The organism is Bradyrhizobium sp. CCGB12 (assembly GCF_024199845.1).
In the GTDB taxonomy this organism is placed as follows: domain Bacteria; phylum Pseudomonadota; class Alphaproteobacteria; order Rhizobiales; family Xanthobacteraceae; genus Bradyrhizobium.
In genome coordinates, this window is record NZ_JANADO010000001.1 from 1823658 (window position 1) to 1838646 (window position 14989).

A 14989-nucleotide genomic window follows, 5' to 3' on the forward strand; every position below is an offset into this window, starting at 1 on the left:
GGCGCTGCTACCGCTTTGCTACCTAATCGTTCCGGCACCGAGAAATCCGGCCGCTAGTTGGGTGATGGTGCTGGAGAGCTTTTCGTCGGCCTGCTTCAGGCGTTTTCGTTTTGTGTAGCTCCGCAGCAGGGTGGCAGGATCGTCGCCGATCCGCTGGGCAACCGTGTGCACGGGGATGCCGGCATCGAGGAGAGCGGTGCTGTGGATGCCCCGCAGGTCATGGAAACGGGTCTTGCTGAAACCAAGCTCTCCGACTCGATCCGCAAATTCTCTTGAAAAATTTCGCGGGTCGCGCGGAGTCGTAAATGACACACTCCGGCCGGGACCGAACAAGGCCGGAAACATGAGGGCCGCCCCGGGCAGGCGCACGAGCGATAGATCGACGTCGGCGACTCCCTTCGGGATGCCCGCCATAATTCGCAGAAGGCGGTCCTTCTGTTTCAGGAGAACGGCGATCGTGGCGTCGTCCAGATCAATCGTGCGCAACCCCCGTTTCGTCTTCGGCGGCTTGATCCGGATCTTGAATTTTTTCGTCTGCTCGAGGGCCCGTTCGATGCGGAGGGTCTTCTTCTGGATATCAAGGTCGGTCCAGCGCAGGGCCAATAACTCGTTTCTGCGGGCACCCGTGGCGGCCGCCAGCACGACGGTCGAATACTGATTGGTGGTTTCGAAGCCCGCCACCAGCGTCCGCAGCTCTGCCTCGGTCAAGCCCTCGCCGATGTCGTCGTCTAGATCGGGACCGTCCTCCGTCGTCTCATAGACGTGCCCGTCCGGGTTCGGGATTTGCTCGACGCGCGTCATTGGATTGACGAGGAGGAGGCCTTTGCGGTGAGCGGTCGCTAGGCATGCACCGAAGACGATATGCACGTGATGCTGCGTACGCGGGGAAATCGTCTTGGCTTCCGCCATATCGGCGTATCGCTTGTCAATCTCGCTTGCTTGCAGTTTCTGCAGCAGCCGACTACCGACCGCGGGCTTGATATGCGTGCGCAGCAGTTGCCCATATCGCTCCAAGGTTCGCTGGCTGGGCTTCTTCTGTCGTCGGCCCGGTGCTCCAGCTTCTATCCATTGGTCGATCCATTGACCGACCGTCAGCTTTGAAGGGTCGAGATAAGTCCCGCCCTTCAGCTCGGAGACCAACCTGGCGCACTCGACTTGGGCCTGGCGCTTGCCGGTGCAGTTGGGCAAGGAGTGCCATTTCCGCTTGCGTGCTCCCGATTTGGGATCGCGGTTATCGATGACGGCATACCAGTGACCGGCACCGCGTTCTCTGACGTGTCCTTTCATTTCTCCGGCTCCCATTTCTGGATGCTTAGATCTTTGCGGACGCGTTCGGCTCTGTGCGAGCGCCTAGACACCTCGCCGTACGAGGCGACCGCCTCACGCGATGCGGGCCCGTAATGGCCGTAATATTCAATCATCTCCTTCGTTGTGACTGGTGGAGTGGCAGTCAGTAGATCCGCCCAAATTTGGCGGAAGATGACCTCCGCCCGCTCCTCGGGCGCTTGGCCAACGAGCGGGCCATCGGCCGATCTGTCGATGTCACCGGGGGGGCGGAGCTTGTCGAGAAGCTTCGCCACGGTAAGGCGAAAAACCTCAAAAGCAGTCGGATCGGAATTCCACTCGCGGACCCTCCCGTCGCCAGCATAGAGGCGGCTCGAGCGTTCGACGCTCTCGATTAGGATGCCGAGTGCGCGCAGCGGGCCAGTGGGCTGATAGCCGCGATCTTCAATCCCCTCCTTGAGGAGCCTCGCTACCACCCTAGAGAGCTTCATGCCCGATGTAGCGGCTTCGGCCTCTAGTGCGGCGCGCGTCTCCGCATCGACCCTGACAGATAGAGGAGCGCCGGCCCTAGCGGTTGGGGACGGTTTTCGGCCTCCGCCCGGGCGCCTCTTACGTATCGCTGGCTTGCCCATTCCGCACCTTTATTTTTGTATACAAATGTAAACCTCGTGTACTCGCACTGTATGGGAAAAAGCGTCGAGCGGCAATATACATTGTGACTGTGGACAACGTGCCGAGGCGCTCTGCGCAAGGGCGCGTCTCTTCAGCAACAAAAGGACCCCTAAATGTCGCCGAGTGAAATCAGAGACTTGTTGAGCCGCCCGACCATCACACCTGCGGAGTTGATTGCTTCGGGCATCCTCCCGCTCAGAAAAAATGCCGTTTACGCCGCCCTCCAGCGCGGCGACATCGAGTCGATCAGCCTCGGGCACAAGAAGGCCATCGTCACCGCGCCGCTGCGTCGCAAGCTGGGACTCGAATAGTGATTAGCGCCGCCCATCACAAAGCCGACCGCGAACTGCTGCTTGGCGTAGTCGGCGCTCTCAATGTGGCGAAGACTCCGTTGAGCCGCGATCCGTGTGGCGACTGGAACATCGTCGGCCGCCGCGGACACATCTCGTCGGACGGCACCGCGATGTACGTCTACCTGGCGCGCGAGAGCAAACGCCGCTGGGAAGCGGCCAAGTCAATGTTAGGCTTGGTCGTCACGCAGGATGGTGACCCCGAGGGCTTCCTACGCCTGGACGATCTCCCCTCGGACTCGCAGGCCGAGACCCTTCGTCGCTTGCTCGGGTTGAGAAGGTCCGTCCGCCCCACCGACAAGCAACGCGCCCATTCCCTTCCGCCGGGACAACAACGCCGTTTCCGGCCGGTTTATCTGGGCAACAGAGGTGGGCCTCCCATGAGCACCAGCCACAACTGCGCCGAGATCCCAGCCGACGCACAGTCCGTCTATAGCGGCCGGCATCACCTAGGCTGGACCGTTCGGCACGGGAAGACCTTCGAGGCGATCAGACACGACCGAACGACCATAGGCGTTTACGACACTGTCCTGAAGGCCCGAAACGCCGTTTGGACCGGGGAGGGCTGAGCCTATGATCGCTCATGTCCACGCCTTCCCACTGCATCGCCATCGAGGTCTGGTCCAACGCTTGGCGCAAGAAGTGTTTCGCGCGGGTCCTAACAGGACGACGCGCGATGCCATGATCGAGACGCTCGGCATTGAATGGGAGCGGCTCGAATCTTATGGCGTCCAGGGCGACGAGATCGAGCAGCGGCTCCACGAGCTCGCGCGCGAGCTTTGGTTGCGCTTAGATCGGGTGGGCAGCTCGGCGGTGCGCGCATGAATGTCAAACCGCACTTGGCTCATGCTGTCGATACTGCACGTCCTGCGTTGAATCTGGACGACGTTGTTGCTGAAGTACGGGAGCTTGAACGGGTCGTTACCCAGGATGGCATCGCCCGCGTTTTTGCACGCCGCTTTGCGGGCCGCCTTCGTTATTGTCACCACACCGAGGGCTGGTATTGCTGGCGCGAAACACATTGGCAGCGGGACGAAACCAAAGCCGCCTTCGAGTTCGTGAGAGTGCTGGCCCGCGAGGTCAGCGAAAAGGGCGAAGCCAGGGACCTCAAGGAAATCCGCAAGACGGCATTTGCGTCGGGGGTGGATCGATTTTCAAGGAGCGATCCAGCGCTCGCGGTAACCTCGGAGAGGTGGGACCTCAATCCGTTTCTCCTAGGTACTCCGAAAGGCACAGTCGATCTGAGGTCGGGGCGCCTTCGTCCCGGCGAACCAGACGATGGCATAACGAAAGTGACGGCAATTGGTCCGGCCAACACCGCCGACTGCCCGCAGTGGCGCCAGTTCATTTATGAAACAACGAATGGCAACGATGGCCTGGCCCGCTTCCTTCAGCAGTGGACCGGCTATTGTCTGACCGGGGACATTTCAGAGCACGCGCTATTCTTTGGTCACGGAGACGGCGGTAACGGCAAGGGCATTTTCGTAAACACCGTCAACGGCATAATGGCTAACTATGCGGCTGTCGCACCGCCGGACACCTTCACCGCGAGCCAGCACGATCGGCATCCGGCTGAACTCGCCATGCTGCGAGGAGCGCGCTTGGTAACGGCAAGCGAAACTGAGAAGGGGCGGGCCTGGGCCGAGAACAGGATCAAACAACTGACTGGTGGTGATCCCATTACCGCGCGCTTCATGCGCGGAAACTTCTTCACCTTCCAGCCAACCTTCAAACTGACGATCATCGGAAATCATCAACCCACCCTCGAGAATGTGGATGCGTCAACGAGGCGGCGATTCAACATCATTCCCTTCGAGCACAAGCCGCAGCGCCCCGATCCACATCTAATGGATAGGCTTCGATCTGAATGGCCAGCGATCCTTCGTTGGATGATCGACGGCTGCCTTGACTGGCAACGTAGCGGTTTGGTCCGACCGGGCATTGTTCTGGAAGCAACGGCCGAATATTTCGAAGAACAGGATCTATTCGGACATTGGCTAGCCGCCTGCTGCGAGACAGTCAATCCGGCCGCAGCGACAAGCACATCTCTCCTCTATGACTCGTGGAAGTCATTTGCCGTCAAGTCTGGCGAGAAGCCTGGTAGCCACAAGGCATTCGGTACGGCAATGGAGAAACGAGGATTCAAGCGCGGTCGCTCCGGAACCAGCCGGTTTTTTCGTGGCGTGCGGCTCAGCCTCAGTGACGCATTGGTGACGCATGACGCGTTGTGACGCATTTTCCTATTTTTACGGAAATACACGCGCGCGCATAAGAGTAATGCGGAAGACGCGTCATGATGCGTCACGCGCGTCACTGGTCGACGCATTAATCGATTCCCAGAAACAGGATGGCCCCATGGATGCGTGCCAACGGCGCGAAGGCCGAAGACCCGGCGCAGCCGCATCCTGTACTCCCCAGGCTCGCCACTCGGGGAGGGTGGTCGATGACCATTGCGGTTTCGGCGCCAAGGGACGCCGGCCTCCGGCTTCGGGCGCTCTCTCAGGCCCCAGCAAGCGGAAAGATCCAGCCTTCGGCCGAAGGAAGGAGGCAAGGGCAGGAGCCTGCGCTTACCGGCTGAGCCGAACTCGTACCAGAAGCCGCATAACCGCGCTCAATGGCCATCGTGTGTGCGTGTTCAATCGCTGGCCGGTGTTTCGGTGGTCGAGAACAACAACGCGCACCGGCCACCGCAAGCCCGCAGAATTCGCGCGATTTTTTCAAGGTACCTTTTGGCGGGATGCGCCACTGCGCGCCGGACGCGCGCTGCATTTCTGCATATTCCGGATTCTCAAAATCCCGGTTTCCTTGTCAATCGGAGGCCCCATAATGTATGGCCCGCGCCACAGGAATAAGTTCCCTTTTCGTCCCAAAGGACTGCGGCGAGCGATCCTAGCCGTCCTCGAGCGGTGCAGTCGTTTGAACGCTGCGGAAATTGCGAGCTGCACCTTCTGTTTCCGTGGGCCGATGGTGAGGCCGGGGTGGAAGATTCCGAGCGCGTCGGAGGTCGTGTCGGTGCGCCGAGCGCTCCGGCGCCTTGTGGCCTCCGGCAAGGTCAAAAAATGTGGTCGAGCGCGTCGCGGCGCGTCGCAGCGTCACCGAGATACGTTCGAGCTCGCCGCGAAGGAGCAGCGATGAAGCCCCCAGCGACGACAGCTCTAATATCGAGCGTTTGATTGCTCTCTTACGCGCTCATCTAACAGCCCTCTTCGGGTAGTGCGGGATTCCGGCAATATATCCACTTCGCGACTCCGTTGAATCGGGTGGTCTGATCTCGTACGGCATAGATATGAACAAGATATATGTCGGCGGTGCCAACTACATTGTGCGTCGGTTCGCTTTCATCAGAAAGGCTTACGAGGGTAGGGACCGCTCCAGACATCGGCGGAACGGGGCTCCTCCGAGCAAAAGCAGCTAAGCGGCTGAGCGGGCAATCCTTTTCAGCGGGACGCCAAACTGTAAGATCAAAAGCTACGGTGCCGAGCCACGGGAATTGCCTCACGCGACAGCGCAGATGATCTTCTGCTTCTTCGCCGAGGACACCGACATTTTCAGCGGCAAAGACCTGTTCACCGACACAATCGCGCGAATGAGTGAGCGGGATTCTTCGAACACCCATGAGGTGATCGGCGAATTGTTTCGCGCGATGAACACGAAGCGAGAGGCCCGAGCGAGCGCCGGGACCCCTCGATGGGCCGACGCATTTCCCTACGTGAACGGCGAACTGTTCTCTGGCAGCGTGGACACGCCGCGTTTCAGCAAGATCGCCCGTTCCTATCTCCTGCACATCGGCAGGCTCGACTGGACCAAAATCAACCCGGACATTTTCGGGTCGATGATCCAAGCCGTGGCGGAGGACGAGGAGCGCGGCGCGCTCGGCATGCACTACACGTCCGTGCCGAATATCCTAAAAGTCCTGAATCCGCTGTTCCTCGACAATCTCCGCGCGCGGCTTGAGGAGGCGGGTGACAATCCCCGCAAGCTTCTAAATCTGCGCAACCGCCTGGCTAAGATCAGGGTATTCGATCCAGCTTGCGGGTCCGGCAATTTCCTTGTCATTGCATACAAGCAAATGCGCGCTATTGAGGCCGAGATCAACAAGAAGCGCGGCCAGGCCGACCGACGCACGGAAATCCCCCTCACTAATTTTCGTGGCATCGAGCTGCGTGACTTTCCGGCCGAGGTTGCGCGCCTTGCGCTCATCATTGCTGAGTTTCAGTGTGACGTGCTGTATCGCGGCCAGAAGGAAGCCTTGCAGGACTTCCTTCCACTCGACGCGCAGAACTGGATCACTTGCGGAAACGCCCTGCGACTCGATTGGTTGAGCATCTGCCCTCCAACCGGAACAGGTGTGAAGCATCACGCGGACGACCTGTTTGAGGCGCCAGTCAATCAGGCCGAGATCGATTTTGAAAATCAAGGTGGCGAGACGTACATTTGTGGCAATCCGCCGTATGTTTGGACAAACGATCAATCCACAGAACAAAAAAATGATCTGAGGAGTTTGTTTGAAGAACAGACAAGCTCTTGGAAGAGCCTCAATTACGTAACGGCTTGGTTCTTAAAGGCCGCCGCATATAGTCGTCACACTCCGTCCGAATCTGCATTTGTTGCAGTCAATACAATATGCCAAGGTCAAGGTGCCTCTATTTTGTGGCCTGTCATTTTTTCCTTTGAACAAGAGATAAAATTTGCACACACTTCATTTCGTTGGTCCAACCTTGCGAGAAATAACGCAGGCGTAACCGTGGTAGTGGTTGGATTAACAAGGTTTCCCGGAAAACGTACTATCTACACCGTTGGGGCAGACGGCAGCGTTGAGGCTCGCGAGGTAGACTGCATTAGTCCCTACTTGACGCGTGGTTCACGCACCATCGTTGAAGGTCGCGCTTCTCCTTTGGGTCCACATGCTAAGATGGTTTGGGGGAATAAACCTTCAGATGGCGGCCATCTTTTGTTAGCGCCAGACGAAAAAGACGCACTAGTTGCTCGCGAACCTAGAGCTGCAGTATTTGTAAGGCAACTCTTGGGGTCACAGGAAATGTTGCAGGGGCAGGTTCGCTACTGCATCTGGGTAGATGACGATGCTCGTGAAAAGGCAATAGCATTGCCATCTATTTTGGAGAGAATTGAGAAGGTTGCTGCCTTTCGGAGCGCAAGCACAGCTGCGCAGACACGATCTGCAGCAACCATAGCCCACCGCTTTCGCCAAATTCAGGATGTTGCCCAAAAGCACTCTATCATTGTTCCTTCCGTTTCATCTGAAGGTAGGGAGGGCTTCCCTATTGGCTTCTCAAGTGAATGTGCAATCGTCTCGAGCCGTGCATTCGCCATCTACGATGCACCGCTCTACAATTTCTCATTATTGTCAGCGCGATTGCATTTGGTGTGGCTGGACACTGTTTGTGGAAAGCTAGAATCCCGCTATTCGTATTCGAGCACGCTTGGCTGGCACAGTTTTCCTGTTCCCCCTCTGACCGAAAAGAACAAGGCCGACCTCACCCGCTGCGCTGAGGACATCCTGTTGGCCCGCGAAGCGCATTTCCCGGCAACCATCGCGGATCTCTACGATTCGGAAGAGATGCCCCAAGACCTGCGCGAGGCTCATGAGCGTAACGACGAAGTGCTTGAGCGCATCTATATCGGCCGCCGCTTCCGCAACGACACGGAGCGATTGGAGAAGCTGTTCGAGCTTTACACCAAAATGATTGCGTTGCCGGGGGCGGCCACGAAGAAGAAAAGAGCGGGGGGAAGCTCGTGACCGACTATAAGAAAGCCGTTCCTTCCGTTTCAGTTTCCTATGCCCGAAACGGTTCATCTACCAAGGCCAACGCGCTTGGCATGCGGCCGATGCAGGAACGCGCCTATGAACGGCGCGGCGAACAATATCTGCTCATTAAGTCGCCGCCGGCATCCGGCAAGAGCCGGGCGCTCATGTTCATCGCCCTCGACAAGCTCGCCAATCAGGGATTGAAGCAAGCCATCATCGTCGTGCCGGAAAAATCCATTGGCGCGAGCTTCCATGACGAGCCGTTGACCAAATACGGCTTTTCGGCCGATTGGATCGTTACGCCCAAATGGAATCTCTGCGACGCACCCGGCTCCGACAACGGCGGCAAGGTTAATTCCCTCGGCGCCTTCCTCGACGGCGATGATAAGGTCCTGGTCTGCACCCACGCGACCTTCCGCTTCGCGGTGGACAAGTTCGGCGTCGAGAAGTTCGACAACCGGCTGATCGCGGTGGATGAGTTCCACCACGTTTCCGCCGACCCGGAGAGCAAGCTCGGCCAACACCTTGGCGCGTTCATCGCCCGCGACAAGGCGCATATCGTCGCTATGACCGGCTCTTACTTCCGGGGCGACGCGGTGCCAGTGCTGGCCCCCCAGGATGAGGCTAAGTTCGACGCCGTGACCTACACGTACTACGAACAACTCAACGGCTATGAATATCTCAAGCAACTCGACATTGGCTATTTCTTCTACTCTGGTTCGTATGCCGACGACATACTGAGCGTCCTTGACCCGAATGAGAAGACCATCATCCATATCCCAAGCGTCAATTCGCGTGAGAGCACGAAAGATAAGATTAAGGAGGTGGAACACATCATCGAGGCGTTGGGCGAGTGGCAAGGCATCGACCCTGCGACCGGCTTCCAGCTGGTCAACCGGCCGGACGGTCGCGTCCTGCGCATCGCCGATCTTGTCGATGACGAACCGGCGAAGCGCGACAAAGTTTCGGCTGCGCTGAAGAACACCGCGCAGAAGAACAACCGCGACCATGTGGACATCATCATCGCGTTAGGCATGGCCAAGGAGGGGTTCGACTGGATTTGGTGCGAGCACGCGCTGACCGTCGGTTATCGATCCAGCCTCACCGAGATAGTGCAGATCATCGGCCGCGCGACCCGTGACGCGCCGGGTAAGACCCGCGCCAGCTTCACCAATTTGATCGCCGAGCCGGACGCGTCTGAGGAAGCTGTTGCGGAGGCGGTCAACGATACTCTGAAAGCCATCGCCGCCAGCCTCTTGATGGAGCAGGTACTTGCGCCACGCTTCAATTTCACGCCGAAGAATCCGCAGAGCGGCCCGGTCGAAGGCTTCGACTATGGCGAGGGCGGCTACGATCTGAGCAAGGGCAACGTCGGCTTCAACGAGGAAACCGGCCAGTTTCACGTCGAGATCAGGGGCCTTGCCGAACCAAAAAGCAAGGAGGCCGCGCGCATCTGCACCGAGGATCTGAATGAGGTCATCGCCGCGTTCGTGCAGGATAAGACGGCCATTGAGCGCGGGCTGTTCGATGAGGAACTGATCCCCGAGGAACTGACGCAGGTGCGCATGGGGAAAATCATCAAGGACAAGTATCCCGAACTGGACGAGGAAGATCAGGAGGCTGTGCGTCAGCACGCCATCGCCGCACTCAACATCACGCAAAAGGCCAAGCAGATTGCGCTTGGCGGCGACGGGGCCGGCGCCCGCGACGATGGCCAGCCGAGCGCCAACACTGCGCTCATCGACGGGGTACGGAAATTCGCGATGGACGTTCGCGAACTCGATATCGATCTCATCGAGCGGATCAATCCGTTCGGCGAAGCCTATGCCATCCTCGCCAAGACCATGAGCGAGGGCAGCCTGAAACAGGTCGCCGCGGCCATTGCGGCTAAACGCACCAGCCTGACGCCGGAGGAAGCCAAGGAGCTTGCTGTCCGCGCGTCCCGGTTCAAGAAGGAGCGCGGCCGGCTCCCCTCCATCGACGCCCAGGACCCTTGGGAAAGACGCATGGCCGAGGGCGCCGTTGCATTCATGCGCTTCAAGAAGGAGGGCCGCTATGACGGATGACCTCGATCTTGACGAACTGGCGGCGGACCTCGCCGATTTCGCTCCGAAAGACAAGAAAGGCGGCCGTAGCGCACGCGAGGAACGCATTATCGCCGGCTTCGAAGAAATTCAGCGCTTCGCCGAAGCTCACGGCCGCGCGCCAGCGCATGGCGAGAGCAACGACATTTTCGAGCGGCTTTATGCCGTGCGCCTCGACCGGTTGCGCGGGCTGGAAGAATGCCATTCACTTCTCGCCCCGCTTGACAAGGAGGGCCTCCTGGCAGCCGCGGTGACGCCTCCCACCGAGCCAGTCGAATCGATCGATGACGATGAATTGCTTGCCGAACTGGAAGGCATGGGCGGAGCGTCCGACATTACAGAGCTTCGCCATGTGCGCACCGCCGCCGACAAGCGGGCGGCCGAGGAAATCGCCAACCGCACCCCCTGTGAGGACTTCGATAATTTTAAGCCGCTGTTCGTTCGGGTGAGGAAAGACCTCGATGCCGGCATACGCCAGACGCGGCGGTTCCAGACGATGGCTGAGATCAAGGAGGGCGAGTTTTTCATCGTCGGTGGCCAGATTGCCTATGTCGCGGGAGTCGGAAAGGAATTTGTGACCGAGTACGACCGTCGCGACAGCCGGTTGCGCGTGATCTACGACAACGGCACCGAGAGCGACGTTCTATTGCGCTCGTTGCAACGTGCCCTCCATCGCGATGAGGCGGGCCGGCGCATCACTGACCCCACGGCAGGGCCGCTGTTTTCCGTCGAGAGCGAAGACGGCGATTTGGCCAGCGGCACGATTTATGTGCTGCGTAGCAAGTCCAACAACCCTGCTATCGCGCAGCATCGCGACGTGTTGCACAAGATCGGTGTGACCGGCGGTGATGTTACCAAGCGGATTGCGAACGCGAAGCGCGACCCAACGTTTCTGCTCGCCGATGTGGAAATTGCCGCGACCTATAAACTATCGAACATCAACCGGACGAAGCTCGAAAACTTGATCCACCGCATCTTCGATGCCGCGCGGCTCGACATCGAGACCAAGGATCGATTTGGTAACCCGGTGATCCCGCGCGAGTGGTTTCTTGTGCCGCTGTTTGTGGTCGATGAAGCCGTTGATCGTATCAAGAATGGGACGATTACCGGCTACGTATACGATCCGAAGGTCGCAAAATTGGTGAGTTGTCGTCCAACGTGAGTGCGGCTTGGGGAAGGTAAGATGAGCAGGAGAGATACGTATTCGGGAGGGGGCACCATCCTACGCGCGGGAAGCGACGGTCTCCAATGGACATCTTCAGATCCGGCCGGGTCGAAAATGGCTCAGAAACCGTTAAAGCGGCGGGACAATGACAGGATGCCAACTCAGAAAGAGATAGAGCGGCAATCAAAAGAGGATGATATAGCTGAAGCGAAGCTGATCCGAAGCTTTATTTCTCAATGTGCAGCAGCTTACGCGGCGGGAAAGCTCGAGGTGTCTCGGCCCGAGCCGCCAAGATCATTGAAGGCGCGTGTCATGAGCTCCGGAGGCAACGTAGCCTGGTTGAGCGCCCAGCCGACTTACCAGGGCCTTTTTCACAAAGCCTACTGCCGTCTGATCGGTAAGGAGATCGCCTTCGAGCAGGTCTGGGCACATACGAAGCAAAAATCAAAGTAATAGGCTATCTCGTCGACATCTATGCGTGCTTGTCTCACCGCCGCGCGCTGAGACGCGCTATGTTCTCGAAGCTTAAGTGCTGCATGGGACGGTCACATCAGTGAGACAATCACATCACGCACGCCGCTGACGGCTACCGGTGGCGGATCACCGCTCCCCCAAACCGAAATAGCCAAGGCATTGTCGGTAATTTCCGGCGGTCCGCATAAGGCTCGCGTGGCTAGCTACGGGGACGAGCTACGAATGACTGCCCAAAGCACCATGCTCAACGGGCAGAGTTGGTCGGAGACTCGAGACGAACTACGGCCCGTCAGCTCGATGGAGAGGGCCGCACCGCCGAGCCCACGATGCGAGAGCCGAATGTCTTGAACGTACACCTGGAGGCGTCCCGGCGGTGAGACTTAGATAAGCAGGTCATCGCGATGCGCGCCATGCACGCTCAAGAGTTCCACAACGCTACCGCCACTCAGCCTCAATACGGTGTCGAGTACGCCGTCCTCATTGAGGTCACGTTCGCGAACCTTTTGGACCGACGCCTCATCCTCGAGCCGGATTCGATCGACGCCGAGTTCGAAGTCAATCACAAGGTCCTTGCCGCTGCCTTTCCCGAAAACGAAAGTGTCGGCATCAGCGCCGCCACTGAGCCAATCGTTTCCCTTGCCTCCGACAACGAGATCCTCACCGTCTCCTCCGCTCAGGCGATCGTTTCCAACGCCACCATATAGACCGTCATCCCCTCCAGCCCCTTTCAAGGTGTCGTTGCCCCGTCCGGTCCTGAAGACGTCATTTCCTGCAAACCCAGAACTGAAGTCGTCCCGACGGCTCTCCGTCTGGTGGCTAGTGGAGAGGCCCATGTCTTGCATGATGGCAAGATCGACGTTGTCGACATAGTATCGCTGGCCGAGGAAGAAGAACGTATTCCCCTGCATCAAGGCAAGATCGAGCTCGTCGGCGGACTCGTGACCGTAATGTGTGTACGTATTCTCGTCCGCGTCAGAGCCTGAGAGAGGCACGGGCCCGCCATAAAGCTGCTCGGCAGCCGCGCCCGCAAAGAACGGGAGCCCGCCCTCGAAGGTGACGTGGCTATCATAGACACTGGCGGTGGTCCCAGTGAGTTCACCGTTCTTTTCGCCGAACCCATTCATCCCGAGAACATGGCCGAACTCGTGCATGAACAGGCTAACGCCGTCGTTCTTGTCCAAGGGGACGGGAAGGTTTCTGGAAAATGGCGTCGGATCGAGCCAGATACGATTCGACAGGTATTCCGCCCCAACAGTTATAAACGCGTCAGGAGCATCGCCATTGGGATCGATGCCAGTAAGCAACTCATGTTGAACGCCTTCCCGGACCAGCATTTTGCCGTCGAATTGGCCGATTGCAATATTTGTCGCACTGGCGGAGGCTGCTCTGAAGTCCGGCCTTGGATCGATGATCAATTGGACATCGACCGACCCAGCGCCGCTGATGTAGCGCGCCCAATTCGCAATGGCTGCATCGAGGTTCTTGAGGAGAGCCTTTTGCTGACCGGCAGCCAGATTATCTGGATCGCTGATCTGGACTGAATAATCAAAAGCCATGATTACCTCCCTAAAATTGAACAATTAACTGGCCGCCGGCACTGCACTCCTCCCACCGAGCCGGTATTCGAGCTTGGACCAGCCGCGCGCGTCGGTCTATACGGAAGCATGCATAGTCCGCGTAGTGGCGCCCACGAAGCGATCGCCCCGGGGCTAGGTCCTCGCGCTCAAACTCCAGGAATTGTGGGGGTGCCAAACACCCTCAGGTAGAGAAGTAGGGAGGCGATTGAATCGCGCCGCAACCTTTTTCGCTGTTCCAGCGCTGGCACTGGGCCGCTTCACTATGTATTCGGCAACAACGCTGCCCTTTCAGAGAGCCTGCGGCTTTAGCAATTCAGCGAGGCCGCGCTCGGTGATGCACCCTGCCGATAGCAATGCCGGATGGGTCGAGTGCTGAGCTCGGACGCGCTCCGGCTCGGCAACCAATCTATGCCTGTTCAGCAGATCGCCTTGCGCTGAAGCTATTCGCGCGTCGGCGTTTGAGTTGCCATCCCTCGCCATCAGAATTGCGGCTTCTGCCGCCAGTCTGTTTTCGCGCGCGACCTTTAGGTGGCGTCGAATGTTCGCGTCTTCGGAGCTTGTATCGAAGGTGATCAGCCTCATGCAGTTCGGGAATTGCACCTGAAATCCGCTTTTCAGGCGGGAGGCTCTTTCGAAAATGGCTTGCGGCAGTAGGAACAAAGGCACTTGAGGCGATCGGTCATGGCAATCTTCTCCCACGCCCATCTTGTGCTGGACAGTTTAGTTTCGCCCTATTTTGCGGCGCTAAGAAATTCCAAAGCGGATCTGTTAAATCAGATCGGAACATCTAGCGCGGAACGCAGGCGCTCCGATGGTGAACGCAGCAGCCGCCCCAGTGGAACAGCACTTTATCCTCTCGAACCTGTCGCCGAGCCTGGCGCAAAAGCGGCTCGCGCTTGGCGTCGTGCTGGTTTTGCTTGTCGCATTTTTCATCACGGCAGGGCCCCTCGCGAGGGTTCAACTGGCGCGGATCGACGCCTTCATCCCGGCTTATGCCACGGCGATGTTCGTGAACGATTCGATCACCGCTGTCCTGCTGTTTGCACATTTCTCCATCCTGCGTTCGCGTGCACTCCTCGCGATCGCGAGTGGATATCTCTTCACTGCGCTTATGTTAATCCCGTGGATGCTGACCTTTCCGGGCGTGTTCGCGCCAGGTGGCCTGCTTGGCGCCAGGCTCCAGAGCACGGTGGCTCTACACCCTGTGGCACGCCGGTTTCCCTGTCTTCGTAATCGCCTATGCCCTCCTGAAGGATGCCGATCCAACCAAGCGGTTGTGGCAGGGCCCCGCGCATCTGGCCATCCTTTTGAGTATGGCTCTGACCGCGGGCGTGTGCGCAGCGGCTTTGCTTGTCACCGCGGGGCACGAAATATTGCCCAGCATAATGCTCGATACGGTCCATCTTTCGGCTCTCTGGCCTTATATCGGCGGATTCACGGCGCTGTTGAGCGTCCTTGCGATCATTGTTCTCTGGACGCGGCGACGTTCAGTGCTTGATCTGTGGCTGATGGTGCTGATGTTCGCGTATGTGATAGAGATATGTTTGATTTCACTTCCCAGTCCGGGCCGTTTCAGCGTTACCTAGTATACCGGCCGGATCTTTGGGGTCCTGTCC

Annotated in this window: 13 protein-coding genes and 1 pseudogene; 9 read left to right on the plus strand and 5 right to left on the minus strand. The window is 58.5% G+C overall.

Going from position 1 to position 14989, the window contains the following annotated elements:
- Positions 1-18 precede the first annotated feature (18 nt).
- The gene (locus tag NLM27_RS08615) at positions 19-1287 is read right to left on the minus strand and encodes a site-specific integrase (RefSeq protein WP_254142935.1); all 1269 of its coding nucleotides are present in this window, start codon (positions 1285-1287) and stop codon (positions 19-21) included.
- On the minus strand, positions 1284-1775 hold the full coding sequence (locus NLM27_RS08620; protein ID WP_254142936.1) for a hypothetical protein: 492 nt from the start codon (positions 1773-1775) through the stop codon (positions 1284-1286). Before NLM27_RS08620 ends, NLM27_RS08615 begins: the two co-directional genes overlap by 4 nt.
- A 294-nt stretch (positions 1776-2069) precedes the next feature.
- On the opposite strand from NLM27_RS08620, the gene NLM27_RS08625 reads away from it, so the two are divergent.
- The 8 genes from NLM27_RS08625 (at position 2070) to NLM27_RS08660 (ending at position 11775) form a co-directional block, all read left to right on the plus strand.
- Entirely contained in the window at positions 2070-2267 is a 198-nt protein-coding gene (locus NLM27_RS08625; protein WP_254142937.1) for a hypothetical protein, read from the plus strand.
- Positions 2267-2875 carry a hypothetical protein gene (locus NLM27_RS08630; RefSeq protein ID WP_254142938.1) on the plus strand — a complete coding sequence of 203 codons (609 nt, stop codon included), beginning with the start codon at positions 2267-2269 and terminating at the stop codon, positions 2873-2875. Before NLM27_RS08625 ends, NLM27_RS08630 begins: the two co-directional genes overlap by 1 nt.
- A 4-nt stretch (positions 2876-2879) precedes the next feature.
- Positions 2880-3131, plus strand: coding sequence for a hypothetical protein (locus NLM27_RS08635; RefSeq protein WP_254142939.1), 252 nt, complete (start codon positions 2880-2882; stop codon positions 3129-3131).
- A complete protein-coding gene (locus NLM27_RS08640) occupies positions 3128-4537 on the plus strand; it encodes a phage/plasmid primase, P4 family (RefSeq protein ID WP_254142940.1) in 1410 nt (469 codons plus the stop codon). Before NLM27_RS08635 ends, NLM27_RS08640 begins: the two co-directional genes overlap by 4 nt.
- 1280 nt (positions 4538-5817) lie before the next feature.
- Positions 5818-8064, plus strand: a complete 2247-nt coding sequence (locus tag NLM27_RS08645) for a DNA methyltransferase (protein ID WP_254142941.1) — start codon at positions 5818-5820, stop codon at positions 8062-8064.
- Complete coding sequence (locus NLM27_RS08650) at positions 8061-10139, plus strand: DEAD/DEAH box helicase (protein WP_254142942.1); 2079 nt, start codon at positions 8061-8063, stop codon at positions 10137-10139. The genes NLM27_RS08645 and NLM27_RS08650 overlap by 4 nt, the downstream gene beginning before the upstream one ends.
- Positions 10129-11319, plus strand: coding sequence for a GIY-YIG nuclease family protein (locus NLM27_RS08655; RefSeq protein ID WP_254142943.1), 1191 nt, complete (start codon positions 10129-10131; stop codon positions 11317-11319). The genes NLM27_RS08650 and NLM27_RS08655 overlap by 11 nt, the downstream gene beginning before the upstream one ends.
- Before the next feature lie 156 nt (positions 11320-11475).
- The gene (locus NLM27_RS08660; protein ID WP_254142944.1) at positions 11476-11775 is read left to right on the plus strand and encodes a hypothetical protein; all 300 of its coding nucleotides are present in this window, start codon (positions 11476-11478) and stop codon (positions 11773-11775) included.
- Between the two features lie 401 nt (positions 11776-12176).
- On the opposite strand, the gene NLM27_RS08665 is transcribed toward NLM27_RS08660, so the two are convergent.
- The 3 genes from NLM27_RS08665 to NLM27_RS08675 all read right to left on the minus strand — a co-directional run bounded on the left by NLM27_RS08665 (position 12177) and on the right by NLM27_RS08675 (position 14421).
- On the minus strand, positions 12177-13352 hold the full coding sequence (locus tag NLM27_RS08665; protein ID WP_254142945.1) for a calcium-binding protein: 1176 nt from the start codon (positions 13350-13352) through the stop codon (positions 12177-12179).
- 309 nt (positions 13353-13661) lie between these two features.
- Entirely contained in the window at positions 13662-13955 is a 294-nt protein-coding gene (locus NLM27_RS08670; RefSeq protein ID WP_254142946.1) for a hypothetical protein, read from the minus strand.
- 205 nt (positions 13956-14160) lie between these two features.
- Positions 14161-14421, minus strand: coding sequence for a hypothetical protein (locus tag NLM27_RS08675; RefSeq protein ID WP_254149059.1), 261 nt, complete (start codon positions 14419-14421; stop codon positions 14161-14163).
- Between NLM27_RS08675 and NLM27_RS08680 the strand changes: the two are divergent.
- Positions 14377-14959: pseudogene (locus NLM27_RS08680) on the plus strand (MASE4 domain-containing protein). The gene NLM27_RS08675 and the pseudogene NLM27_RS08680 overlap by 45 nt on opposite strands.
- The last annotated feature ends 30 nt before the right edge of the window (positions 14960-14989 follow it).